19 protein-coding genes are annotated in these 24,054 nt (G+C 61.2%); 9 read left to right on the top strand and 10 right to left on the bottom strand.

The annotated features are described in order from the left end of the window. The 4 genes from FHR87_RS11040 to pilG form a co-directional block, all read right to left on the bottom strand. Positions 1-2,052 (bottom strand): methyl-accepting chemotaxis protein, encoded by a 2,052-nt coding sequence (locus tag FHR87_RS11040; protein ID WP_183166842.1) that lies wholly within the window; start codon positions 2,050-2,052, stop codon positions 1-3. 69 nt (positions 2,053-2,121) lie between these two features. After that, entirely contained in the window at positions 2,122-2,679 is a 558-nt protein-coding gene (locus FHR87_RS11035; RefSeq protein WP_183166784.1) for a chemotaxis protein CheW, read from the bottom strand. Between the two features lie 11 nt (positions 2,680-2,690). Continuing rightward, positions 2,691-3,056 carry a twitching motility response regulator PilH gene (pilH, locus tag FHR87_RS11030; protein WP_183166783.1) on the bottom strand — a complete coding sequence of 122 codons (366 nt, stop codon included), beginning with the start codon at positions 3,054-3,056 and terminating at the stop codon, positions 2,691-2,693. Positions 3,057-3,098: 42 nt separating this feature from the next. Next, positions 3,099-3,503 (bottom strand): twitching motility response regulator PilG, encoded by a 405-nt coding sequence (gene pilG / locus FHR87_RS11025; protein WP_183166782.1) that lies wholly within the window; start codon positions 3,501-3,503, stop codon positions 3,099-3,101. Between the two features lie 211 nt (positions 3,504-3,714). On the opposite strand from pilG, the gene gshB reads away from it, so the two are divergent. From gshB to FHR87_RS10985, 8 genes are all read left to right on the top strand, one after another. Beyond that, positions 3,715-4,668 (top strand): glutathione synthase, encoded by a 954-nt coding sequence (gene gshB / locus FHR87_RS11020; RefSeq protein ID WP_183166781.1) that lies wholly within the window; start codon positions 3,715-3,717, stop codon positions 4,666-4,668. Between the two features lie 120 nt (positions 4,669-4,788). After that, positions 4,789-5,685: an energy transducer TonB gene (locus FHR87_RS11015; RefSeq protein WP_183166841.1), complete on the top strand. Its 897-nt coding sequence runs from the start codon at positions 4,789-4,791 to the stop codon at positions 5,683-5,685. 59 nt (positions 5,686-5,744) lie between these two features. Beyond that, positions 5,745-6,314: a YqgE/AlgH family protein gene (locus FHR87_RS11010; RefSeq protein ID WP_183166780.1), complete on the top strand. Its 570-nt coding sequence runs from the start codon at positions 5,745-5,747 to the stop codon at positions 6,312-6,314. Next, entirely contained in the window at positions 6,311-6,739 is a 429-nt protein-coding gene (gene ruvX / locus FHR87_RS11005; protein WP_183166779.1) for a Holliday junction resolvase RuvX, read from the top strand. The genes FHR87_RS11010 and ruvX overlap by 4 nt, the downstream gene beginning before the upstream one ends. A 22-nt stretch (positions 6,740-6,761) precedes the next feature. Beyond that, positions 6,762-7,271, top strand: a complete 510-nt coding sequence (gene pyrR / locus FHR87_RS11000) for a bifunctional pyr operon transcriptional regulator/uracil phosphoribosyltransferase PyrR (protein ID WP_183166778.1) — start codon at positions 6,762-6,764, stop codon at positions 7,269-7,271. Positions 7,272-7,282: 11 nt separating this feature from the next. Next, complete coding sequence (locus tag FHR87_RS10995; RefSeq protein WP_183166777.1) at positions 7,283-8,293, top strand: aspartate carbamoyltransferase catalytic subunit; 1,011 nt, start codon at positions 7,283-7,285, stop codon at positions 8,291-8,293. Further along, positions 8,293-9,582, top strand: coding sequence for a dihydroorotase (locus FHR87_RS10990; protein WP_183166776.1), 1,290 nt, complete (start codon positions 8,293-8,295; stop codon positions 9,580-9,582). The genes FHR87_RS10995 and FHR87_RS10990 overlap by 1 nt, the downstream gene beginning before the upstream one ends. A 10-nt stretch (positions 9,583-9,592) precedes the next feature. Next, positions 9,593-10,696, top strand: a complete 1,104-nt coding sequence (locus FHR87_RS10985) for a J domain-containing protein (RefSeq protein ID WP_183166775.1) — start codon at positions 9,593-9,595, stop codon at positions 10,694-10,696. Positions 10,697-10,723: 27 nt separating this feature from the next. Here FHR87_RS10985 and FHR87_RS10980 read toward each other — a convergent pair whose 3' ends face one another. The 4 genes from FHR87_RS10980 to recC all read right to left on the bottom strand — a co-directional run bounded on the left by FHR87_RS10980 (position 10,724) and on the right by recC (position 18,567). Next, positions 10,724-11,995 carry an McrC family protein gene (locus FHR87_RS10980; protein ID WP_183166774.1) on the bottom strand — a complete coding sequence of 424 codons (1,272 nt, stop codon included), beginning with the start codon at positions 11,993-11,995 and terminating at the stop codon, positions 10,724-10,726. Further along, a complete protein-coding gene (locus FHR87_RS19640; protein WP_183166773.1) occupies positions 11,992-13,953 on the bottom strand; it encodes an McrB family protein in 1,962 nt (653 codons plus the stop codon). The genes FHR87_RS10980 and FHR87_RS19640 overlap by 4 nt, the downstream gene beginning before the upstream one ends. Before the next feature lie 221 nt (positions 13,954-14,174). Then, on the bottom strand, positions 14,175-15,062 hold the full coding sequence (locus tag FHR87_RS10970; protein WP_183166772.1) for a dihydrodipicolinate synthase family protein: 888 nt from the start codon (positions 15,060-15,062) through the stop codon (positions 14,175-14,177). A 226-nt stretch (positions 15,063-15,288) separates the two neighbouring features. Beyond that, complete coding sequence (recC, locus tag FHR87_RS10965) at positions 15,289-18,567, bottom strand: exodeoxyribonuclease V subunit gamma (protein ID WP_183166771.1); 3,279 nt, start codon at positions 18,565-18,567, stop codon at positions 15,289-15,291. Positions 18,568-18,712: 145 nt separating this feature from the next. On the opposite strand from recC, the gene FHR87_RS10960 reads away from it, so the two are divergent. Beyond that, positions 18,713-20,401, top strand: a complete 1,689-nt coding sequence (locus FHR87_RS10960; protein ID WP_183166770.1) for a Na/Pi cotransporter family protein — start codon at positions 18,713-18,715, stop codon at positions 20,399-20,401. Positions 20,402-20,556: 155 nt separating this feature from the next. On the opposite strand, the gene FHR87_RS10955 is transcribed toward FHR87_RS10960, so the two are convergent. Both FHR87_RS10955 and FHR87_RS10950 read right to left on the bottom strand, forming a co-directional pair. Continuing rightward, the gene (locus FHR87_RS10955) at positions 20,557-22,977 is read right to left on the bottom strand and encodes a TonB-dependent siderophore receptor (RefSeq protein ID WP_183166769.1); all 2,421 of its coding nucleotides are present in this window, start codon (positions 22,975-22,977) and stop codon (positions 20,557-20,559) included. 96 nt (positions 22,978-23,073) lie between these two features. Continuing rightward, positions 23,074-24,051: a FecR domain-containing protein gene (locus FHR87_RS10950; RefSeq protein WP_183166768.1), complete on the bottom strand. Its 978-nt coding sequence runs from the start codon at positions 24,049-24,051 to the stop codon at positions 23,074-23,076. Between the last annotated feature and the right edge of the window lie 3 nt (positions 24,052-24,054).

The following is a 24,054-nucleotide window of genomic DNA, read 5'->3' as shown; positions in this document are numbered from 1 at the left end:
TCACAACGGACGCCGGGTTTGCGGCAAGGTGAAATCGGAAACCGAACGGCGCATCTCGCTGGCCAGTTGCGTCAAGTTGCCGATACTTCTGGCGGTGGCGGTGGTACCGGCCGAAGTCTGTGAAGTGATTTCCCGGATCACGTTCATGGTGCTGGAAATATGGCTTGCCGAAGAGGTTTGCTGGCGGGCGGCATTGGAGATGTTCTGGATCAGCGCTGCCAGCGTTCTGGAGACCTTTTCGATGTCCTCCAGGGCAACGCCCGCATCCTGGGCGAGATGAGCTCCGCGCACGACTTCTGCCGTGGTCTGCTCCATGGAGATCACCGCCTCGTTGGTGTCACTCTGGATGGTCTTGACCAGTGCCTCGATCTGCTTGGTCGCGGCCGAAGAGCGCTCGGCAAGACGCTGCACCTCATCGGCGACCACAGCGAAACCACGGCCGGCATCACCGGCCATGGATGCCTGGATTGCCGCGTTCAAGGCGAGGATGTTGGTCTGGTCGGCGATATCGTCGATCAGGCCGACGATGTCGCCGATTTCCTGGGACGACTCACCCAACCGCTTGATCCGCTTGGACGTATCCTGGATCTGCTCGCGGATGTTATCCATGCCGGCAATGGTGTTGTGCACTACTTCGTTGCCCTTGTTGGCGATGGCCACGGAGCGCTCCGCCACGGCAGCGGATTCCAGCGCGTTGGCCGATACCTGGTCGATCGAGACGGCAATTTCGTTGATCGCGGCAGAGGCTCCGGCGATTTCCTGCGCCTGGTGCTTGGAAGCCTCGGCCAGATGGGTAGCGGTCGCCTGAGTCTGCTCTGCCGCAGAGGCCACCTGTACGGCAGTCTGGTTGATGGTCTGCACCAGCTCGCGCAGCTGATCTATCGAATAGTTGATCGAGTCGGCGATGGCCCCGGTAAAGTCCTCGGTCACGGTGGCCGTTACCGTGAGATCGCCATCGGCAAGGTCGGCAATCTCGTCGAGCAGGCGCAGAATGGCTGCCTGGTTGCGGTCGTTCTTCTCGGCGGTCTCGTTCAGCCGGCGCCGTGCCTGGCGTACGATGACCAGGCCAATGAGCATGATCGAAACCAGCACCAGCGCAGCCAGTCCATAGCCGATGAAGCTGTAGATCCTGCGGCCTTCGACACGCATCTCCAGGCCCTGGAGCAGCAACGATACCTTGTCGAGCAACGCATTCGAGACACCGAAAAGGGCATGCGCAGACTCACGCACCTGCTGCAGCTCGGCAGAGCTGCCAAGAATTTTCTCGGCCGGCCCGGAAACCGACTGGAACAGTTTGGCTACCCTGTCGAGGCGCGCACGTGCATCTCGCTCGGTAACCATGACGATCCCCTGGGGTTGACTGCCTTGCAGCATGCCATCAAGCACCTGGCCGAACTGGCTGATATCGCGGTTGAAGGCTTCGGCCGCCTGCTGCGCATCCTGCCCGCCCGCGAGCAGCCGGTTGCTCGATCCGAGAATACGTTCGGCCAGCAACGACTGGCGCTGGGCAACGGCAATCTGTGCGGCCGGGGCATTTCTGGCCAGCAGGATATCAACGATATCCTCGTATTCGGCCTGCAGCTGCGGAACGATCCTGGTCAGGTTGTCAGCCAGTTGGTGCAGGGCCAATACCGTTTGCTCCTGCCCGATGATCGCATCGGTATTCTTGCGCAGCACATTCCAGTCCTGCTGCACGGCCTCGATGCTGGGTGCCAGGGTAGTCGGTACTGCCGGCAGGCCGAGGTTTTCGTCACCGTGCAGGATGACATCCCAGCGTTGCTGAAAATCACCACGCGCCTCGCGAAGCTTCTGGAACGCCTCGGGGGTTCCGGCCGAAGCCTCTACCGCATTGGTAGCAATTCGCTGGGAGATCATCCGCAGCTCTCCCGCATTGCGCATGTATTCGTTGTCATAGCCAGCCAACGTGCCGACATAGGCAAAATTCGCGGACAACAGCACTGTGGAGACGATCAGTACGAAAAACAGGAAAGTCACCAGCCTGTTGTTCCGCATGCCGGCCAACAGGGCACTCGCATTCAAGTTCTTGTGCATCATCGGCCCTCGCCTGGCCCTTTCCATAACCATCAAAACCGGACTCGGCAACTGCCTGTACCCGAAAGCTCAAAGACCTACATTCAGAAAGTCCTGGTGTCTGGCCAGCGCATACGGACTGAACACCAACCAGAACTGCTCGCGCCGGAACGCCCCATGCAAGAAAGGCTGGATCGACGCCTCGACCGCCGGCGGGTGTTCGGAAAACGCCTCGACCGGAAAATGCTGCATGCCGAGCACTTCATCGACGATCAGGCCAGCGAATACACCGCCTGATTCCAGCACCATGGTCCGTCGCTGCCGGTACGCGGAGGACAATTCGAAACCGAAGTAGCGACACAGATCGATAACCGGCAACAAACGACCGCGGACGTTGGCAACGCCCCTGACCCAGCTCTTCACCCCCGGCAATGGCGTATAGCGCGGCTCGCGCAATATTTCGCCGATTTCCTCGAGAGGCGCGACATAGAACCGCTCACCCATGCGAAAACCGATTCCCCCCCAGGTATGGGTGGCATTCTGGCGTAGCGGCAACCCTGCCGCGAGCGCACGACAGCGGCTATCGATCCCCTTCAGCCGCTGAAACGGCGTTGGCGAGTCGCCCGTGACAGGGTCCGTATCAGTCATGCCCAATGCCATCAACGTGTCAGTACGGCATTGAGCGTCTTGAGCAGCGTGGCCTCGTCGACCGGCTTGACCAAGTAATCCCTGGCTCCCTGGCGCTTGCCCCATACTTCGTCGGTCTCCTGATCCTTGGTGGTGACGATGATCACCGGGATATTGCCGGTCTGGGCATCCTTGGAAAGCTGGCGCGTGGCCTGGAAGCCGTTCAAGCCGGGCATCACGATATCCATGAGCACCGCATCGGGCTTTTCCTGGCGCGCCAGGGCCACGCCATCCGCCCCGTTCTCCGCCTTGAGAACCTGATGGCCGTGTTTTTCGAGCATGGCGGTCAGCTTGTACATTTCGGTGGGCGAATCGTCGACGATCAGGATACGGGCCATGCTGTCCTCCTCAAACAGGTAGCGAAGTGCAAGCGGTCTGGTTCATACCAGCCCGACCGGTGCAAAATCTGGAACATGGGCCTTTATAGCACCCAGCAACTCTTCCCTGCTGAATGGCTTGGTCAGGTATTGATCCGAGCCCACGATGCGTCCCTTGGCCTTGTCGAAAAGGCCGTCCTTCGAAGAAAGCATGATCACGGGGGTGGACTTGAAGGTGTCGTTGTTCTTGATCAGCGCACAGGTCTGGTAGCCATCCAGCCTGGGCATCATGACGTCCACGAAGATGATGTGCGGATGGGTGTCGGCAATCTTGGCCAGCGCGTCGAAGCCGTCGACTGCCGTGATGACAGCGCACCCGACCTTTTTCAGCAAGGTTTCCGCGGTGCGCCGGATCGTTTTCGAATCGTCGATCACCATGACCCTCAATTCGTTGGAATGCTGTTCCATTTCGCCCCTACCATTGCCTCGGTGAATAGTGTCTGCAGCACTTACCAGTGTATGCCAAAGGCCTGCCTGCCGATGGTTTCGCCCAATCCATGCGGCATCGCCGCGAATGGAAAGGAGCTCGATTTCTCTTGACCCCCCTACCATGCCAGCGCCAATCTGCGGCAACTTTTCATATCCAGGCAATTCAGCCGCCATTACCCGGAGGTTTCTCATGAGCGTTCGCGTCGGGATCGTCATGGATCCAATCGCGCATATCGCCTTCAAGAAGGACAGCTCGCTGGCCATGTTGCTGGCGGCCCAGACCCGTGGCTGGTCGCTGTACTACATGGAGCAGCACGATCTCTACCTCCTCGAAGGCCAAGCCCGGGCCAGGATGCGCCCGCTGAAAGTCTTCCTGGATCCACAGCGCTGGTTCGAACTGGAAGAGGAAACCGATGCCGCACTGGCCGAGCTCGATGTCATCCTCATGCGCAAGGACCCGCCCTTCAACAGCGAATACGTCTACGCGACCTACCTGCTGGAGCTGGCCGAACAAGCCGGTACGCTCATCGTCAACAGCCCGCGCAGCCTGCGCGACTGCAACGAGAAATTCTTCGCCACCCAGTTCCCGCAATGCATGTCGCCGACCCTCGTCAGCCGGCGAGCCGATATCTTGCGCGAGTTTGCGCAAACCCAGCGTGATGTCATTCTCAAACCATTGGATGAAATGGGCGGGGCTTCGGTCTTTCGTCACCGCGAGGGCGATCCGAACCTGTCGGTGATCCTCGAAATCCTGACCGAACACGGTAGCCGCCAGATCATGGCCCAACGGTATATCCCGGAAATCAAGAATGGCGACAAACGCATCCTGATGATCGACGGCGAGCCTGTGCCCTATTGCCTGGCGCGCATCCCGGCGGTCGGCGAAACCCGTGGCAACCTGGCGGCTGGCGGCCATGGCGTGGCGCAACCGCTGTCCGAGCGCGACCGCGAGATCGCCGCCCTGATCGGCCCGGAACTGCGCAAGCGCGGCTTGTTGTTCGTCGGTCTGGACGTGATCGGCAGTTACCTCACCGAGATCAATATCACCAGCCCGACCTGTATCCGCGAGATCGACAGCGCTTTCGACACGCGCATCGGTGACCGCCTGATGGACATGATCGCCGGCAAGCTGGGCAAGGGCTGACGCGCCCGGACACCGCCGTCGCCAGCTGGTCGCCCGATGCCAACAGGATGGGATCCACCGCATGGACTTCCCACCAAGCGTCGGGCAGACTGCACGTCACTCGCACCGACCCGAACCATGATGAATGCAGCCTTGCCACAACTCGTTCCGCAAGCGGCTGGCGCCAGCTCGCAGGGCCGGCTCGGCCCGGCACTCTGCCTGGCCATCGCCGCGCATCTCGCCCTGATCCTGGGCGTTGGATTCTCGTTGCAGCCACCGAGCCAGCCAAGCAAGACCCTGGAAATCACCCTGGCTACGTTCAAGAGTGACAAAAAGCCGGAAGAAGCCGACTTCATCGCCCAGGAAAACCAGCAGGGCAGCGGTACCCAAGAAAAGAAAACCGCCCCGCGCACCAATCAGCAAGCTCTGTTCCAGGACAATGAAATCCGCAAGGTCACGCCGCCAGCGGCACCGCCGGAAGCGATCAAACCGGAGCCATCCAGAACCGTCGTGACCAGTCAAGCCAGGCAGCGGGACAAGGTGCCGATCGAACCGGCGCAGGCTCACCCGAAACAGGCGTCCCGCCCGGCCCCGATCTTCGACAGCTCTCGCCTTAGCGCCGAGATTTCCAGCCTGGAAGCCGAGCTGGCCCAGGACATCGAGCGCTATGCCAAGCGTCCCCGGGTCAGCCGCCAGAACAGCGCAGCCACCATGCGCGATATCAGCGCCTGGTATCGCGACGAATGGCGCAAGAAAGTCGAACGGATCGGTAACCTCAACTATCCCGAAGAAGCCAGACGAAACCAGATCTACGGCCACCTGCGGCTATTGGTGACCGTAAATCGGGATGGCACCGTCGCAGAGCTGCAGATTCTCGAATCATCCGGCAAACCGGTACTCGACAGTGCCGCCATCCGGATCGTCCGCCTGGCGGCGCCTTTCGCACCATTCATCGGAGAATTGGCCAAGCGCTACGATCAGGTCGAAATCATCCGTACCTGGCGCTTCGAGGGCGGCGACCGACTGTCGAGCAAATAGGCATCGAGCTCCGGAAGCGCCTGTAGCTTGTAGCGCCTGCAACCCTTAAGCTAGCTGCCATGAAGAACACCGAACCCCACTACCTCAAACACCATTTCCTGATCGCCATGCCGCACATGGACGATCCCGACTTCGCGCATGCGCTGGTCTATATGGTGGAACATGGCCCGGAAGGCGCGATGGGGTTGATCGTCAACCGACCAAGCGGTCTCAGCCTGGCCGACGTGCTGGAACAATTGCGTCCCGACAGCGAGCCTCCGGCGCTCTGCCGCAGCCTGCCGATCTTCTCCGGCGGTCCGGTGCAGACCGAGCGTGGCTTCGTCCTGCATCCGGCCGGCCCGCAATACCTGGCTACCCTGGCGCTGGAGTCGCGGAGCCTGTCCACTTCCCAGGACGTGCTGTTCGCCATCGCCGATGGCCATGGACCGGACCGTCACCTGATCGCGCTCGGCTATGCCGGCTGGGAAGCCGGGCAGTTGGAACAGGAATTGATCGACAATGCCTGGCTCACCTGTCCCGCCACGGACGACATCCTGTTCGAACTCCCCTACGATCAGCGCCTGAATGCAGCCGCGATGTCCATGGGCATCGACCTCAGCCTGCTCAGTACCCAGGCTGGTCACGCATGAGCGAGCTGCGCCTGCTGCTGGGGTTCGACTACGGCACGCGCCAGATCGGCGTAGCCGTGGGCCAGGCCATCACCGGCCAGGCGCGCGAACTGTGCGTGCTCAAGGCGCAGGACGGCATACCGGACTGGAGCAGGATCGAAGCACTGCTGCGCGAATGGCAACCCGACGCACTGATCGTAGGCCTGCCGCTGAACATGGACGGTACGCCCAGTGCCATGAGCGCGCGCGCCGAGAAGTTCGCCCGCCGCCTCAATGGCCGCTTCAACCTGCCGGTCCACACCCAGGACGAGCGCCTGACCACTTTCGAAGCCAAGGGCCAGCGCATGCGCCAGGGACAACATGGCGATTATCGTACCCGACCGGTCGATGCACTGGCGGCCGCCCTGCTGCTGGAAAGCTGGCTGACCGAACATGCCTGCGCCTGACGCAGGCTTCCGAGGAGATCCCATGATGTTGCCGAACCCCGAGCAACTCTTGCCAGAAATGGCCACCACCCTGACTCGCCATCTCTCTGCACACGCGCTAAAGGACGCCCGCTTCATCGGTATCCGCACCGGTGGCGTCTGGGTCGCCCAGGCCCTGTTGGCCGAGCTCGAGCGCGACGAACCGCTGGGCATGCTGGATGTGTCTTTCTATCGCGACGACTTCACGCAAAAAGGCCTGCATCCCCAGGTCCAGCCCTCGGCCTTGCCGTTCGAGGTGGAAGGCCAGCACCTGGTGCTGATCGACGATGTCCTGATGAGCGGCCGGACCATTCGCGCGGCCATGAACGAACTCTTCGACTACGGCCGTCCGGCCAGCGTGACGCTGGTCTGCCTGCTCGACCTGGATTCGCGCGAGTTGCCCATCCGTCCCGACGTAGTCGGGGCTACACTGTCGCTCAAGCCCGACGAACGGGTAAAATTGCTCGGCCCCACACCACTCACCCTCGAACTGAACACCCTCGCCAGCCAATGAGGCCCCTCGCGATGTCGCCGACCGACGCCAAGCGCCCGCTGCAATTGAACGACAACGGCCAGCTGCGCCACTTTCTTTCCCTCGACGGCCTGCCGCGCGAGTTGCTCGACGAAATCCTCGATACGGCCGACTCCTTCCTGGAAGTCGGCGCCCGCGCGGTGAAAAAGGTCCCGCTGCTACGCGGCAAGACGGTGTGCAATGTGTTCTTCGAGAACTCCACCCGCACCCGCACCACCTTCGAACTGGCCGCCCAGCGGCTGTCCGCCGATGTCATCACCCTGAACGTCTCCACCTCTTCCACCAGCAAGGGCGAAACCCTGTTCGATACCCTGCGCAACCTGGAAGCCATGGCCGCCGACATGTTCGTGGTCCGCCACGCCGAATCCGGTGCTGCGCACTTCATCGCCGAGCACGTCTGCCCGGACGTGGCGGTGATCAACGGCGGCGACGGTCGCCACGCACACCCGACCCAGGGCATGCTGGACATGCTCACCATCCGCCGGCACAAGGGCAGCTTCGAGAACCTCTCGGTGGCCATCGTCGGCGATATCCTGCATTCGCGCGTGGCACGCTCCGACATGCTGGCGCTCAAGACCCTGGGTTGCCCGGACATCCGCGTGATTGGCCCGCAGACCTTGCTGCCGGCCGGTCTCGAACAATACGGCGTGCGCGTGTTCCATGACATGCAAGAAGGGCTGGCGGGCGTCGATGTAATCATCATGCTGCGTCTGCAACGCGAACGCATGCAGAGCGGCCTGCTGCCCAGCCAGGGCGAGTTCTACCGCCTCTACGGCCTGACCAGCCAGCGCCTCGCCCTGGCCAGCCCCACGGCTATCGTCATGCATCCCGGCCCGATCAACCGCGGTGTCGAGATCGAATCGGCAGTGGCTGACGGCAGCCACTCGGTGATCCTCAACCAGGTCACCTACGGCATCGCCATCCGCATGGCAGTGCTGTCCATGGCCATGAGCGGCCAAGCCACGCAACGACAACTCAATCAGGACGTCGAGGAGCAGAACTGATGCGTATCCATATCCTCGGTGGCCGGCTGATCGATCCGGCCAGCGGACTGGACCAGCGCGCCGATCTCTATATCGATAATGGGCGGATCGCGGCCATCGCCAACGCACCGGCCGGCTTCGCTGCGGACGAAACCCTCGATGCGCGAGGACTGGTGGTGGCTCCCGGCCTGGTCGATCTCTCCGTGTCCCTGCGCGAACCGGGTTACAGCCGCAAAGGCACCATCGCCAGCGAAACACTCGCCGCCGTCGCCGGTGGCGTGACCAGCCTGTGCTGCCCGCCCGAGACCAACCCCGTACTGGACACCCCGGCGGTCGCCGAGCTGATCCTCGACCGGGCTCGCGAATCCGCCCGCACCAAGGTCTTCCCCATCGGCGCGCTCAGCAAGGAGCTGGCCGGTGAACAACTGGCCGAACTGGTCACCCTGCGCGACGCCGGCTGCGTCGCCTTCGGCAACGGCCTGGTCGAATTCAGTGATACCCGCAGCCTGCGCCGCGCCCTGGAATACGCGGCCACCTTTGATCTGTGCGTGGTACTCCACTCCCAGGACCGCGACCTGGCCGTCGGCGGCCTGGCCCATGAAGGCGCGACCGCCAGCTTCCTTGGCCTCGCCGGGATTCCCGAAAGCGCCGAAACCGTGGCCCTGGCCCGGCAACTGCTGCTGGTGGAAGAAGCCGGGGTACGCGCCCATTTCAGCCAGCTGAGCAGCGCTCGCGGCGCCCAAATGATCGCCGAGGCCCAGGCGCGCGGCCTGCCGGTCACCGCGGATGTGGCGATGTACCAGCTGATCCTGACCGACGAGGCGCTGCGCGATTTTTCCAGCCTTTACCATGTGCAGCCGCCCCTGCGCACCCAGGCCGACCGCGACGGCCTGCGCGAAGCGGTGAAATCCGGCGTGATCTCGGCCATCGCCAGCCACCACCAGCCCCACGAAGCAGACGCCAAGCAGGCCCCATTCGGCGAAACCGAGCCGGGCATCAGCAGCGTGGACATCCTGCTGCCGCTGGCCATGACCCTGGTCCGGGACGGCCTGCTCGATCTGCCAACCCTGCTCGCCCGGCTGAGCTGCGGCCCGGCCGCAGCCCTGCGCCTGCCCGTCGGGCAACTGGCGGTAGGCGCTCCCGCCGACCTGCTGCTGTTCGACCCCGAAGCCAGCACGCTGGCCGGGGAAAACTGGTTCTCGAAAGGCCGCAACTGCCCCTTCATCGGCCAGCAGCTGCCGGGGTTGGTGCACTACACGCTGCTGGACGGCCGAATCGGCTACCGGGCTCACCACGGTAGTCACCGATGAGGAACGACACATGGCCGACAAGGAAAAATCGCTCAAGATCAATCCCCAGACCGAGCAATGCAAGCTGTCCAGCGGACAGAAGAAATTCAACAGCCTGATCGGCAGGATCGACAAACAGCGGCGACTGCTCGAAGCCTGGCAGGCGGCGATCCCCGCTTACCAGCAACGCTGGAGCGACACCTTCAAGCCGTTGCTCGATGATTACCGGCAGCAGCAGACCGAACTGCTGGAATTTCTCGACCAGACCAGTGGCCGTGTCAAGCTGGCCAAGGCCGAGCGCGAAACCCTGCGCGACACGATCTGCGATCTGGTGACCCAGTTGCTGGAAAGCGCCGACGACCCGGCCGCCCTGAAAGCCCTCTACCAAAAGCACAGCGGCGTCGACTACGACCACCAGCAGCGACATGATGAGGAAACCTTCAAGGAAGTACTGGAAACACTCTTCGGTATCAAGGATCAGGAAGATGAGTTGCTGCAACCGGGTGCGCCCGACTTCATGGAAAGGATGGCCGAACAACTCCAGGCCAGCGGCGGCAGCACCGACCAGCGCCAGGCAGACAAACCATCCGCCCGGCAGCGACGCCAGGAAGAGGAAGCCCGGCAGGCCAGCCAGTCGGTACGGGAAATCTACCGCAAGCTGGCCAGCAGCCTGCACCCCGACCGGGAAACCGATACCGCCGAGCGCCAGCGCAAGACCGCCCAGATGCAACGGGCCAATCAAGCCTACAAAGCCGGCAACCTGCTCGAACTGCTGCAACTGCAACTGGAAATCGAGCAGATCGACCAGCATCGGCTCGACAACCTCGCCGAAGACCGTCTCAAGCACTACAACCGGATGCTGGCCAACCAGCTTGCCGAGCTCCAGCATGAGGTGCGCGCGGAAGAACAGGCATTCAGGATGCGCTTCGTCATCCAATCCTCTGCCGCCGTTTCGCCAACCCGGCTGACCCGCAAAATCGACATGCAGATCCGCCACTTGCGCGACGACATCCAGCATTTGAAGCTGGAACGCCAGGCGCTGGAAAACCCTCAGGCGCTCAAGCAGTGGCTCAAGGAACAGCGCCAGCACAATCTGGACGATGCCCGGTTTTTCGAAGAACTGCTTTTGCGCTGAGACGCGACTGACCAGCCCAATCCAAGCTCAAGTGCTCATGGGTAAGGTGGTTTGCGCTACGCCAATCAACTCCTCGCTTTCCAGATCGAACGGCAGCACCCACAAGCGCATTCCGTCACCGAATCCGAACGGCGCCAACGCCTCGCGGAACGCCGCCCGGCGCGGATAGATCAGGATCAGTTCACCCTGCCCTGCGAGATATTGCCGGCCATAGGCGAACATCTGATAGAAATCGGCCTGGTCCAGGCCGTAGTTGTCGCTCCGGTTCGTGGTGTCCAGGCGTTTCCATTTGGTATCCAGCACCCAGCGCTGCTCACCGCGCTGTACCAGCAGGTCCGGCTGCAGGCGAAAGATGCGGCCACCGTCATGGCCGCATAAATACTTACCCGTCGCTTGCGTGGTCAGGCGTGCAGTGTTCGGCAGCGCCTGCTTCAGCCAGGTGGCGACGTAGCGTTCAAAGAGTTTTTCCATGGGGAACAGCAGGCTCAGGCCTTGCCAGGCCCCGGCGACCGCTAGCGGCATTTGCTGGTTGATGATCAGCTCGCACCAGGGTTTGACCGGCTGGTAGTGGGTCATCAACCGGTCGTTACGCCAGGCACGCAGGTCTTCGCGGATCTGGCGACTGGGTGGAATTTCCAGCAGCAGGCCGCGCAGTTCGTGGGCCAGACGCCAGTTGCCGGATTCCTGGGTGGTCTGGCAGACGCGATCCAGAGCCAGCCGGAGCAGGCGGTTTTCGGCCCGGTCCGGCAGGAATAGGTCGTGGCGGATCTGAAAGCGTTGCTGGCGTCCCGGCGGTTGGCGCAGCTGCGCTGCGACATTGAGTTGGCCGCGCAGAAAGCGCTGTTCCTGCTCGACGCGCCGATAATCGAAGCGCAGACCGCGCTTGAGCAGGTAATCCAGCGCTTGCAGGAATTGCCGCATCACCCACTCCGAGGTCGGTGCGTCGAACAGCTCCAGCGCGGCCGGCCCGGCTTCGCGAGTCGGCAGATCGAGCGCAGCCTGGATCATCCGACGCAGCAACAGGCGGCTCTGGGCAAGACAGGTATCCGCCTCGATATGCTTGGGCAGAATTTCCAGGCGGGTGCCACAGGGCGTTTCCAGCACACCGACGTAATTGTCCAGCTTGAGCCAGCGTCGGCCCTCGACCTGCACCAGTGCCGCACCCGCCCGGCTGAACGACTCGTTCAACCGGCACAGCCAGTCGAAGGCAGTGACGGAAATGTGCGCGCGATCCAGCGAAGACGGCACCGCCTCGGTGGTTAGCCGGGCATATTCGCGGACGCTAACCAGCGGCTTCATGCGGCCTGACGATGATCGACGATACCCCGGTACGCTTCGATCCGCCGGAATGCCGCCTCGTTGAGACTCCAGGGCAGATCGTGCTCGGAAAGGCTCACATCCTCGCCGAACAAGGCCAGCAGATCCTGGTTGCGCTGATAGATGAAGCGGTTTTCCAGCGCCTTGCGCTGATCGTTCAGGACCCAGTGGATGCGCTGCCAGTCTTCGAAGAAATATTCCTGCAAAAGCGGCAGCACCTGGTTGCGAAAGATCAGCTCAAGCCGCGCCAGGGTGCGCTCCTGCGCCAACGGCATGAAGTAGGCGTGACCAAGACAGTGGTCGCGATCCAGCAGTCTTTCGATGCGCAGGTTCAGCACCCGCAGCAGTTGGCCGATATTCACGCCGTCGACGTCTACCGTATCCAGCAATTCCGGCCGCGGCGGCATTTCGCGGAACACGAAGCGCCGGCGCAGGGCAATATCCAGCCCAGCCAGCGAACGGTCGGCAGTGTTCATGGTGCCAACCAGATGGACGTTGGCCGGCACGCTGAACGAGTCTTTCGAATACGGCAGCGCGACGCTCAAGGCTTCGGCAGTGCCCGCGCGCTTGGATGGCTCGATCAGGGTGATCAGCTCGCCGAAAATGCGTGAGACGTTGCCCCGGTTGATCTCGTCGATCACCAGTACGTAAGGTTCAGGCGCGCCACGCGCCGCATCGCACAGGCGTTTGAAGATGCCCGGTTCGATCCGGTATTCCAGTTGCCGGTCGGCCGTGGTGACGGCGCGCAAGCCTTCGACGAAATCCTCGTAGCTGAAGCTCTGGTGAAAGGTGACGAAGCGCGCCTGTCCATTCGCCACCAAGGCGTCGAAACGGGCCTTGCGCTGCGCACGTTCCAATTGCAGCGACTCGGGAGCGAGAATTTCCAGGGCGGCATCGATGGCTGCATGGGTCTTGCCACTACCCGGTGGCCCGAACAGGATCTGGTTGAGAAACGGATTCGCCGCCGGCATCTGCTCCGGCGGCGTGTCGTTGCCATCGGTTTCATAAGCCAGGCAAAGAGCTTGCAGCGCCGCTAGATCAGGCAGCACTGCGGCAATCGCTGGATAGCCCATACCCAGCTCGGAAATATAGGAAGACAGTTTGTCGGGCCGGGAACGCTCCGCCGGATAGGTTTCGAGCCGCCAGGACGCCGTGATCGGCAGTTCCTGCCAAGGCCCGGGCTGGAGGAAAACCAGCAAGCGCTTGCCATCGCGCAGCAAGGCCAGGGGCCGGCCATTGGCCAGGCGATAACCGGCCATTTTCCGGGTGATATCGATAGGATAGAAACGCTCCGGCTGTTCGGCGAAATACGCCATGGCCTGTTCGCTGAGAGATTCCCGCTGCTGCCAGCGGCGTGAGCGTTGCAGGCAGGCATCGGCATGGTCGAACAACGACTGCTTGTCGCGCTGGCTCAGCAGTTGCCGTTGCAGCTCGGGGGTTTTCAGTGTGGTTTCCTGCTCCAGCGCCGCGCGCAGATCGCGCAACGAGTAGATCGGCAGCACACAGGGCTGGCGACGGGATTGATAGAGAAAAGCCAGCTTCCACTTCACAGCCTGGCCCAGATCGGCCGCGTCGATCCGCTCCAGATCACCTTGCCGGGCGGCTTGCGCCACGTCGACGATAATCTGCCGCACACGGGCGAAGGCCGCTTCGGCGCTGTCGCCATACTTGGCGTACCACGCATATTCTTTGCTGTAGCGCCGGTCGTTGCCGGCCGTTTTTTCGCGGGTATCGCGCCGCGAATAGACGCCGAACTTGAAGGCAGAGCCGCCCCAGATCGACCCCAGACTCTCCGTTCGCGCCTCCAGCCAGTAGACGAAACAATCCGTAGCGCCCGCCGTGCTGTACTCGGGCAAGGTCAGTGTGGCCAGACTTGCCAGCGGCCAACGCTGGAGAAATTCATCCCATTGCGCCTCACGGTCGGGGGCGGGAGTGTTCATGCGCGGGGGGTTCCTGCTCGGAGAAAGGATTTGCACGATGCGTTTCGATCCGTCGTGGCGGATTTTATGGCAGTTTCCGCGTCGCTGAGCACTGTAGAACGGATGAAATCTTTTGGATCAGTCGGCGCCCCGTCGGCGGGTTGTACCTACCCCTGCGCGTCTGTCGGCAAGCCCGTCTCGGTTGCCGGGCGGACGCCAGGCCGGGGCAATCACGGCCGCTCTTACAAGGCCCCCATGCCGGTCAACGCCGCTTTCACCTCCGCTACGCCCAGCTCCGATAGCGGTGCCTGCGGTGGCAGCGGGATTCCTACCTCATAGCCTTGCAGTTCCAGCCCACCCTTGATGCAGGCAGCGAGGTTATGGCGGGCGAAAGCCTGGTTGAGACGCCAGAGACGGCGTTGCAGGGCCATGGCGGCAGTCCAGTCGCCGCGTACGCAGAATTCGTAGAGTTCGACGCTCTGGCGCGGGGCGATGCAGGCGGGACCGGCCATCCAGCCCTTGCCGCCGATCAGCATGACGCAGGCGGGAATGTGGGCGGAAGCGGCGAAGATATCCAGCCGGCCTTCGGTGCGGTCGAGAATGGTCAGCAGGCGGCCGGTGTTGACCGAAGCGTCCTTGAGATAGCGCACGGTGTCGAGATGGCTGAGGCGCTCGATCACTGACAGACTGAGGTCGACACGCTGGAAGCTGGGGTTGGTGTAGAGCACCACCGGCAGGTCGGTGGCGCGGGCGATGGCGGCGAAATAGTCGTAGACACCATCATCGGCGAGCGGGAAATAGGCCTCGATCATGGCGAGTACGCCATCGCAGCCAATCCGCTTCCAGTCGCGCGCCAGGCCGACGGCATCGGCGATGGTGGTCGCAGCCACGCCGGCGACGACCGGAACCCGGCCGGCGGCGGCCTCGACCACGACCGAGACGACCCGCCGTCGCTGATTCGCCGACAGGTAGGCAAACTCGCCGGTAGAGCCAAGCGGTGCCAGCCCATGCACGCCGGCGGCGATCAGATCCTCGCACAGACGTGCCAGCACCGCGTCGCGGACCGTACCATCGTCGTCCACCGGTGAAACCAGATAGGGAAAAACACCATGGAAATCTGACGTGGTCATGCTCTCGTCCTCTCTCGATATCATGTGCGTTAATGATAGATAGTGCGTTGCGCAAAACGACGCAACGGCTGCGACGAACAGCATTCGACGGTAGCCGCTTGCCGGATCGTACCCAGTGTCCGCCAGCCAAGGGGTCGCACACTTGCCAGCGGTTGCCACTCGCGCGGAAGACCCATCCGCCTTGTGTGACTGCCAGGGTCTGGCGACGTTTCGTCAAGCGTTCCGATTACTCGGTTTCTTCTTTGGCCAACTGCTCTATTGCCGGCCCGAGCAGCCGTCGGGCCAGCGCCTCGAAACGCTCGGTCAAGACGTCCTGGTCGCGAAAGGCCAGAGCATTCCAGGGATCTTGCCCGTCGCCGGTGAAATGCTCGTTGCCTTCCCAGGTGCTACGGGCCTTGTCGCGAGCGGCCTGGAGTGGATCCTTCTGGCTGCGCGTGCTGGGTTGGCAGATCGCCTTGGCGAAGGCATGGCTGGTTTTCGGGAACAGCGGTAGCGGTTCGCAGAGGGCGCTGCGATAGGCGTCGAGCCAGGCATCAAGCAGCTCGGCGGCATTCTCCAGTGGGCCGAGTCGCCAGTCGCCGCCCGGTGCCAGCAAGCGGCTTTCGCACCGAATGTCTGCCGGGGCGGCGAGATTGAGCAGCAAGTGTCGCAGCCAGAACGGGATCAGATCCCATTCACTCGGCTGGGTCAGCTTCCAGCCGAACAGGCCCGTAGGGGTGACCCCGTCCAGCCAGCCATGGATCTGCACACCGGCACGGCGGATATCCACCAGCAAAGGTTGCGGTGCTTGCGTGGGGCGCGCCTCGAATAGACGCGGAGCGAAGGCGCGTACCGGGCCACGTTGCCGGCCCCAGAGCGCCTGCCCCAGTTCGCCAGGCGGTAACCAACCGGCGGCAAGCGCCAGGCGGCGTTCTTCGTCATCGCTCCAGCCGCGCTCCATGGTATCCAGGGCAAGCTGGCGCAAGGCGCGACCGGCGGGCGGCTCCAGCTCAAAAGGTTCGTCGGCCGCAATGGCCTCCTGAGCGTCGGGCAGGTACAAGCCCAGACGCTGTTCGAGAAAGAAGCGCGCCGGATGTTTCAGGTAGCGGATCAATTGCGCCGGTTCGAGGTTCAGCCAATCCTCGCCGGGCGCATCCAGTGTGCTGGCAAAGGGCGCGGGCGCGACAGGCGGCTCGGCCAGCCGACCAGCGGCCTCGAACCAGCAAGCGCTGAAGCCGGCATGCCGGCCATCGGCAAAATTGCCAGGGGCAAAGGGTTGCAACGGATGAGTGATGATGATGCGCTGGCTCGGGCCGGGCTGGCCCGGTACGGCGGCCACCGTAAGGTCGACGGCCTCCAGCACCTCGTTGACCAGCACAGAAGGCGGCAGGCTGGCATTGTCGCGTGGATCACGGCCAACGTAGCTCAGATACAACGCATCACGGGCCGACAACAGGGTTTCCAGCAGCAGGTAGCGGTCGTCCAGACGCCGGGCGCGATCACCCCGCCGCGGATGGCGGGCGACCAGATCGAAACCGGCGGCCGGGGTACGCCGGGGAAAGACCCCATCGTCCAGCCCCAGCAGGCAGACCAGCCGGAACGGCAGGCTGCGCATCGGCACCATGGTACAGAAGGTCACGGCGCCGGTGAGAAAGCCCACGGCGCCACCGCCCTGCTCCAGCGCGCCGGCCAACTGCTGGCGTACCAGTTCCAGCGGCACCGCCCGGGTCAGGCCACTGGCGCTGGCCTGCTCGCGCAGAGCGGTGCAGGCCTGGGTCAGTTGCAGCAGGGTGTCACCGGCTTCACGCTCGTCGAAGAGCTGCTCCAGCAGCGCCTGCAAGCTGTCGGCCCAGGCAGCGAGCGGGCGTGGCCGGGCCAATTGGTCGGCCAGCACACCAAGGCGTTCGACGAACTCGACGAGCCGCCCAAGCACTTGCGCCCGACTCCCTTCCAGGGCGTCCAGCGGCCAGTGCTCGCCCAGCAGCGGTGCGGCTTGGGCGCTGAGCTGCGGCGGCGCAGCAAAGCCCAGCAGCAGGCGATCCAACCCCTGGCGCCAAGTGAACGCACCGTCCGCTGGCAGGCCGAGCCGGGCACGGTGCGCGTCATCACGGCCCCAACGCACGCCAGCGATATGCAACCAGTCACGCAGCAACGGCAGATCCGCAGCATCGATGCCGGCCCGGCGGGCGATGGCCGGCTGCTGCAACCAGGCGAGCAGTTCTTCGGCGGCAAAGCGGCTATTAGGCAGCGCCAGCAATTCCAGGAAGATTTCGATCAGCGGCGTTTCAGCGCGCAGGCTACGGTCGGCCAGACTAAAGGGAATCCGGGCAGTACCGGCGGAAATGGCGCCACGGGCGGAAAACACCGCTTCGATAAAGGGTGCGTAAGCTTCGATATCCGGCGTCAGCACCACCACCTGGTCAGGGCTGAGCGTCGGATCGGCGGCGAAGCGGGCCAGCAACTGATCGTGAAGGATTTCCACCTCGCGCAGCGGCGAATGGGCGACATGCACTTCCAGCGAACGGTCATCTTCGCGCAGCGCAATGCGTTCCTCGGGCAGCCGGGTACGCAGACGCAGGATATCGTTCTGCAAAGCCCGCAACAGGCTGTCGTCGCACAGGTCTTCGTCCTCGCTGTAAAGGCCGATGTCCTGCCCACCCTCGGCGAGCAGGGCGAAGAGGTTGTCGAAGAAATCGCGCCCTTGCTTGCCGAGGCTGGCAAGCAGCGGATTGCCGACTTCCAGATACCAGTCATCGGGACCGCCAGCAGTGTCGTTTTCCCGCGCCAGCTCGCGGATATCACGAATCTCGCCCCAGGCTTCGCGGCTCGGATTGAGGGCGCAGATCACCACCTCGGTATGCCGCGCCAACCCTTCCAGCACGCGCAGATGGTGCGGCGGCAGACTGCTGATACCGAACACCAGCAGTCGCTCCGGTAGCCCGGCGATAGGTTTGTCACTGAACAAGCGCGCCAACAAATCGCCCAACAGACGCGCCCGGTGCGGGTGACCGTCCTTGGTCAGCTCGTGCCAGAGCAGCGCTTGCCAGGCTTCGTCGGGGCCGAGGTCGAGCAATTCGCCACGCTCCCAGGCAGCCAGCCAGTCATCGCGATAGAGCAGATACTGGTCGAAGACATCGGCGATTTTCGCCGCCAGCGACAATCGCCGGCGCTCGTCGCCGCCGTCCAGATAACGCGCCAGACGCGGTGTGCGGGGCAGATTGTCCGGTTCGGCCAACCAGCCGTAGAGGCGCCAGGTCAAGGTTGCCGGGGCGAACGCCGACTGCTCCGGCAGCTTGCCGAGCACCAGGCGCGACAGGTCCCAGATATAGCGGGCCGGCAGCAGCAGCTCCAGTTGCATGGCGATGCCCTGGCTGCGCGCCAGTTGCAGCGTCAGCCAGCGCCCCATGCCATGGCTCGGCACCACGACCTGCATCGGCGCGAACGGGTCGCGCTGCGGCTGGCCCAGCAGAGCGGTGGCCAGCTCGCCGAGGGTTTCCAGATCGGGAGCATGGTAGAGGCTGAGCATGGCGATCCTTGGCAAAACATGGCGATTGCCGCGCATTCTGCCAGAACCTGGCGGTAAGCTTCAGGCTTGTGACCCATGGCCTGTACCTTGCAGTCGATCAGGTAACATAGCCATTCGATCATCCTGTCCTCCCGGAACCGCATCCATGCTGACGCTTTTGCATCTGCTTTCCTCCATCGCCCTGCTGATCTGGGGCACGCACATCGTGCGCACCGGGATCATGCGGGTCTATGGCGCCCATCTGCGCCGTTTCCTCGGCCATAGCACCACTAATCCCTACCTCGCTTTCGGTGCCGGCATTGGCGTAACCGCCCTGGTGCAGAGCAGTAACGCCACGGCACTGTTCGTACTCTCCTTCGTTGCGCAGAAACTGGTGCCGCTGGCCACTGCACTGGCGATCATGCTCGGTGCGGACGTGGGTACGGCGCTGATGACCCGCGTGCTGACATTGAACCTGTCCTGGCTATCGCCGCTGCTGACGCTGGTCGGCGTCTGCCTGTTCATGTCGCGCCGGCAAACCCGCCTTGGCCAGTTGGGTCGGGTGCTGATCGGGCTGGGCCTGATCATCCTCGCCCTGGAGCTGATCGTTCAGGCGGCCCGGCCGATCACTGAAACGCATGGGCTCGATGCCCTGTTTTCCTCGCTGGCCGGCGATACCCTGCTGGCGGCGCTGTTCGGCGCACTGTTCGCCGTGATCAGCTACTCCAGCCTGGCCGCCGTGCTGCTCACCGCAACCCTCGCCGGCGCCGGACTGATCGGCCTGCCAGCGGCGCTTGGCGTCGTCATCGGCGCCAGCATCGGCAGCGGCTTCATCGCCTGGATGAACGCCAGTGTCCAGCCGACTCCAGCGCGGCAGCTGGCCTTGGGCAACCTGCTGTTCAAGCTGGCCGGCCTGCTGGTGTTACCGATCATCGATCCACTGGCGGCCTGGATGCAGACCTTCACCTTTGCCCAGGCGACCCTGGTGATCGGCTTTCACCTAGCCTACAACAGTGCGCGCTGCCTGTTGCAGTTGCCGCTGATCCAGCCAATGGCCAGGCTCTGCGAACATCTGTTGCCCGATCGCACGCTGCCGAGCAAAGTGGCCCAGCCACGCCACCTGGACCACAGCATGCTGGATACACCGAGCCTGGCCCTGGCCAGCGCGGTACGCGAAAGCCTGCGGATCGGCGATCTGGTGGACAGCATGCTGACCCACCTGCGCACGGCGCTGCATGAGGATCGCCCGCAGTTGAACACGGATATCCGTGCCCTGGACGACGATATCGACTCTCTCTACAGCGCCATCAAACTCTACCTGGCGCAGTTACCGCGCGACGAGCTGAGCGAGGAAGAAAGCTGGCGCTGGGCGCAGATCATCGAACTGGCGATCAACCTGGAACTGTCCGGCGACATCATCGAGCACATGGCCAAGAAGCTACGCCAGCCCAAGACCGGCAGCCTGCGCCCCTTCACCGCCCTCGACCTGGAAGAGCTGAGTCTGCTGCTCGGCCTGCTGGCGGATAACCTGCACCTGGGGCTGTCGGTATTTCTGTGCGGTGACGAACGCAGCGCGCTGCAACTGATCGAGCAGAAGCACTCGTTCCGCAAGCACGAACGTACCCTCTCCCATGCCCATGTGGATCGCCTGCATGAAAAGGTGCTGGACAGCCTGGAAACCAGCTCCGCCCATCTGGAATTGATCGCCGACATGCGCCGCCTGAACTCGCTGTTCTGCAGCACCGCCTACGCCGTCCTGGAAATCCGCCGCGCCCGGCAGGCCACGCAGGCGGCAGAAGAGGTTCTGGATGAAGAACAGCAAATCGCCGCACTGCCACGCGGCACATCGAGCTAAAGACAATCAAGGTGGATGGCTGAAACCATCCACCGTTTTGGTGCTTTCGCCGCTGATCTTCGCGAATGCGAATGCGAATGCGAATGATCGAACTTGTCGGAATAGATTTTCGCAGGGTGAAGCTGGAATAAAGCTCAATACGTTGTGATATAAGCTTAAAAATCCCAGCGAGTAGTAAGCATCATGTTGCGAGGTTCGCCGTAGGCTTTTGTGTTAACGTTTCCAATATTAGTATAATAATAATTATCGAATAAATTATTGATATTGAGCGTAGCCGATAACTTATCTGTCATTTGATATTTACTCATAACGTTCACTAACCAGAAAGCTTCCTGGCGATATTGTTCACTGCCTCCAACAGGATTTGTAACATCCCGCCAAGTTGTCCCTTGATAATTGGCCCCTCCTCCGATAGTAAATTTATTCCATCGCCCAGGTAATCGATAGGTCATATATAGTTTAACAATTTGTTCAGGCTCTTGAGTCGAAAGCTTATGATTATCTTTATCTCGTCGAATTGTTTTATAAGTATAACCAGCTTGAATATTCCAACCTGGAAAAATCTCCCCTGAGATTTCTGCTTCAATACCTTTGGTTTTAGCTTTAACAGCTTCATAAAGCGAGTCATTCCGACTATAGTCATAAGCGGCATATTCGGCGCGGTCGCTTTCTCTGATTTCAAAATACGATAAATTAGCATTTAGATGTCCATCGAACCATTCACCTTTTATACCCGTTTCATAGCTATCACCTTCATCGGGATTGAGTAATTGACCTTTTGTATCAAGATAGCGCGATGGTAAAAATATACTGGTATAACTAGCATAAGCTGAAAAGTTCTTATTGAGGTCGTAAACCACACCAGCAAAAGGTGTTACTTCACCACTACTTCTAGAATTTTTGTCGCGAGTCAGATGATAATCTGTGATCCGACTACCAATTATTAGCGAAAGATCATCAGTAGGTTTGAAACGGGCTGTAGCATAAATAGCTCTCTGGTTGGTGAGTTCATCAAGATGCGATGTTGGTTTTCCCCAATCCCGTTTTTTTATCTCTCCAAGCCAATCGTAAAAATCGCCTGTAGCAATTCTGGTCGATCCCCAATTTTTGCCTTTCCAGTGATTTCGGTAAGCGCTAGCGCCTATTACCAGCTCATGCTCGCGACCAAATAATTCAAACGGTCCGCTAGCATAAAGCTCTACCGCATGGCTTTTGGTCTTGCCACGATATTGCCCCGATATAAAAGTAGTTGAATTACCATTATCTACATTCGGAATACCATTAGCAGACCCCAATTGAGCATCATAACCATTAACTTGATAAGTATAATAGGTTCGACTGACCCATCCATTATCAAAATTATGATCTAACTGAGTGAATAATGAATGTGTGTATTGCTCATAAGTACTCCAGCTCGCACCTGGATTAAATGAGCGGGTCACATGAACAGTATTTCCTTTGCTATCGAACAGCGGAACACCATTCCAATTGGAACCAGTCGGAATTGTTTTGTTATAGTCAGCACCAAAAGTCAATAAAGTTTCTGGAGACAGATCTATTTCCAGAATACCATAGTAGGCTTTATTTAAACGTTTATAGTGATCCTGAAACGATTGCCTGTCTTGAAAAGCACTTGCAACTCGGCCACGAATGCTCGCACTTTCATTCAATGGTCCACCCACATCCCACTCGGTACGGTAATTATCCCAAGAGCCAGCTTCGGCGGTAGCATGACCTGACAGATAAGCAGTGGGTTTCTTGCGTACTAGGTTTAAAGTGGCACCAGGCGTACCTGCTCCCGTAGTCAGGCCACTAGCGCCTTTAATAATCTCGACACGATCATAAGTAATCATGTCACTCAACGCATTACCTGATGAGTATTGGGAATTACGCTGAATTGGAATTCCATCATATTGAAAATTAGTAATAGCAAAGCCTCGTGCGTAATATTCAGAACGGTCACTATCATAAGTCGTCACAGTAACACCCGGCGTGTGCTGCATCACCTTGTCCATATTGGTCAAGTTGAAATCATCCATATGCTGACGTGTAACAACAGTGACACTCTGAGGTGTTTCTCGCGGTGTCAGCACTAACTTTGTTGCAGAGGCAATAACGCCAGGCGTATAAGACTTGGTGTTTTCCGTGATCGTCCCAAGCTGATTATCCACCACGGTCATGGCGTCCAGGCTCATTACATCGGATGTCTGGCGAGTTGCCACGAGGCTCCAGGTGCCATTGTCGTTTTGTGTCGCGCTCAGCCCACTTCCGGCAAGCAATAGGGCCAATGCTTCACCCACCGAATAGCGGCCCTTGAATGCCGGTGCCTGTTTGCCAGCGACCAAGGCCGGGTCGAAAGGCAAGGTTATTCCGGCCTGTTGGGCAAAGCGGTTCAAGGCTTCTTCCAACGGAGCCGATGGCAGGTTGTAACTACGGGCAGCGGCTGTCTCCTGGGCCAGAACCGACACGCTCAAGGGCGTAATCGCCAACCCGGTACTGCCCACCAGAATGGCTTTCAGCGCAATCGCCAGGGCGCTGGGTTTAGATCGGAATGTGCTGGGCTGGCGGTTCGACATTTGGATGAGAGCTCCTTGCGATTGCAGGTGGTTTTCCTGTCTGTCGAAAGAGCCGCCAAAACCCGTAACTATTTTTGAGAATTATTCGCAATTTTTTTATGCCGGCAGGATACGCACCCAGAAGCGCGTCAGACGCTCGATGCGTACCGGCAGTGAATGGCTCAAAGCATCCAGAGAGCGATCCAGCTCGTCCAGCTGGAACACGCCAGATACCTTCAATTCGGCCACCGCCGGGTCGCAGTGCAGCCAGCCACGACGATAACGAGCCAGCTCGGCAGCCAGCGCCTGCAGGCGTGCCTGGCGGGTCACCAGTTGCCCGCGTACCCAGGCTGTGGCATCGAACGGACTGTTCTCGATACGTTGCGCGTCCTGCTGGTCGATCAGGTATTGCTGGCCTTTTTCCACGCGAACAGGCGCTGTGTTGGCCAGGTGGATGGCGACTGTACCTTCCGCGACGCACAGTTCGGATCGCGCCCCTGCCTGCCGAACGTTGAAACCGGCACCGACGGCTTGCAGGAGGGCGCTACCGCTCTGCACCCAGAATGGACGGTCATCCGGCGTGCCATTGTCCGGACCGGTTTCGATAAAGATTTCACCCTCGCGCAGAACAACCAGCCGGCGCAGGGCGCTGAAACGGATATCCACGGCGCTGTCGGTGTTGAGCTGCAGGCGCGTGCCGTCCGCCAGGGTGAAACGGCGGTGCTCGCCAATCGCGGTGACATAATCGGTGCCAAAGTGCCGCCAGGCCGTCTGCTGCAACGCCATCCAGCCCAGCCCGGTACCAACCGTGCCCAGGCCGAGCAGTTTGAGTGCCTGACGCCGACCGTTGCGACCTTGCTCCAATTGCTCCAGGGTTTGCATGGCCAGCGCCGGCTGCACATCGGGCAGGCGGCGGAAGCTGGCTTCGACCTGCTGCAATTGCTGCCAGGCCATTTCATGCAGTGGGTCGAGTGAGCGCCAGTGCTGGCAGGCTGCTTGTACCGTTTCGTCCGCCGTTCCCGAATGCAACTTGACCAGCCAGTCGATGGCCTGATCCAGGATGGGCTCGGGGATGTCATCGGTTGCGCTGGCCATGCC

This window comes from Azomonas macrocytogenes (assembly GCF_014191985.1).
Classification (GTDB): Bacteria; Pseudomonadota; Gammaproteobacteria; order Pseudomonadales; family Pseudomonadaceae; genus Azomonas; species Azomonas macrocytogenes.
The sequence above is the reverse complement of the archived record's forward strand: the minus strand, read 5'-3'. Positions and strand labels throughout refer to the sequence as shown.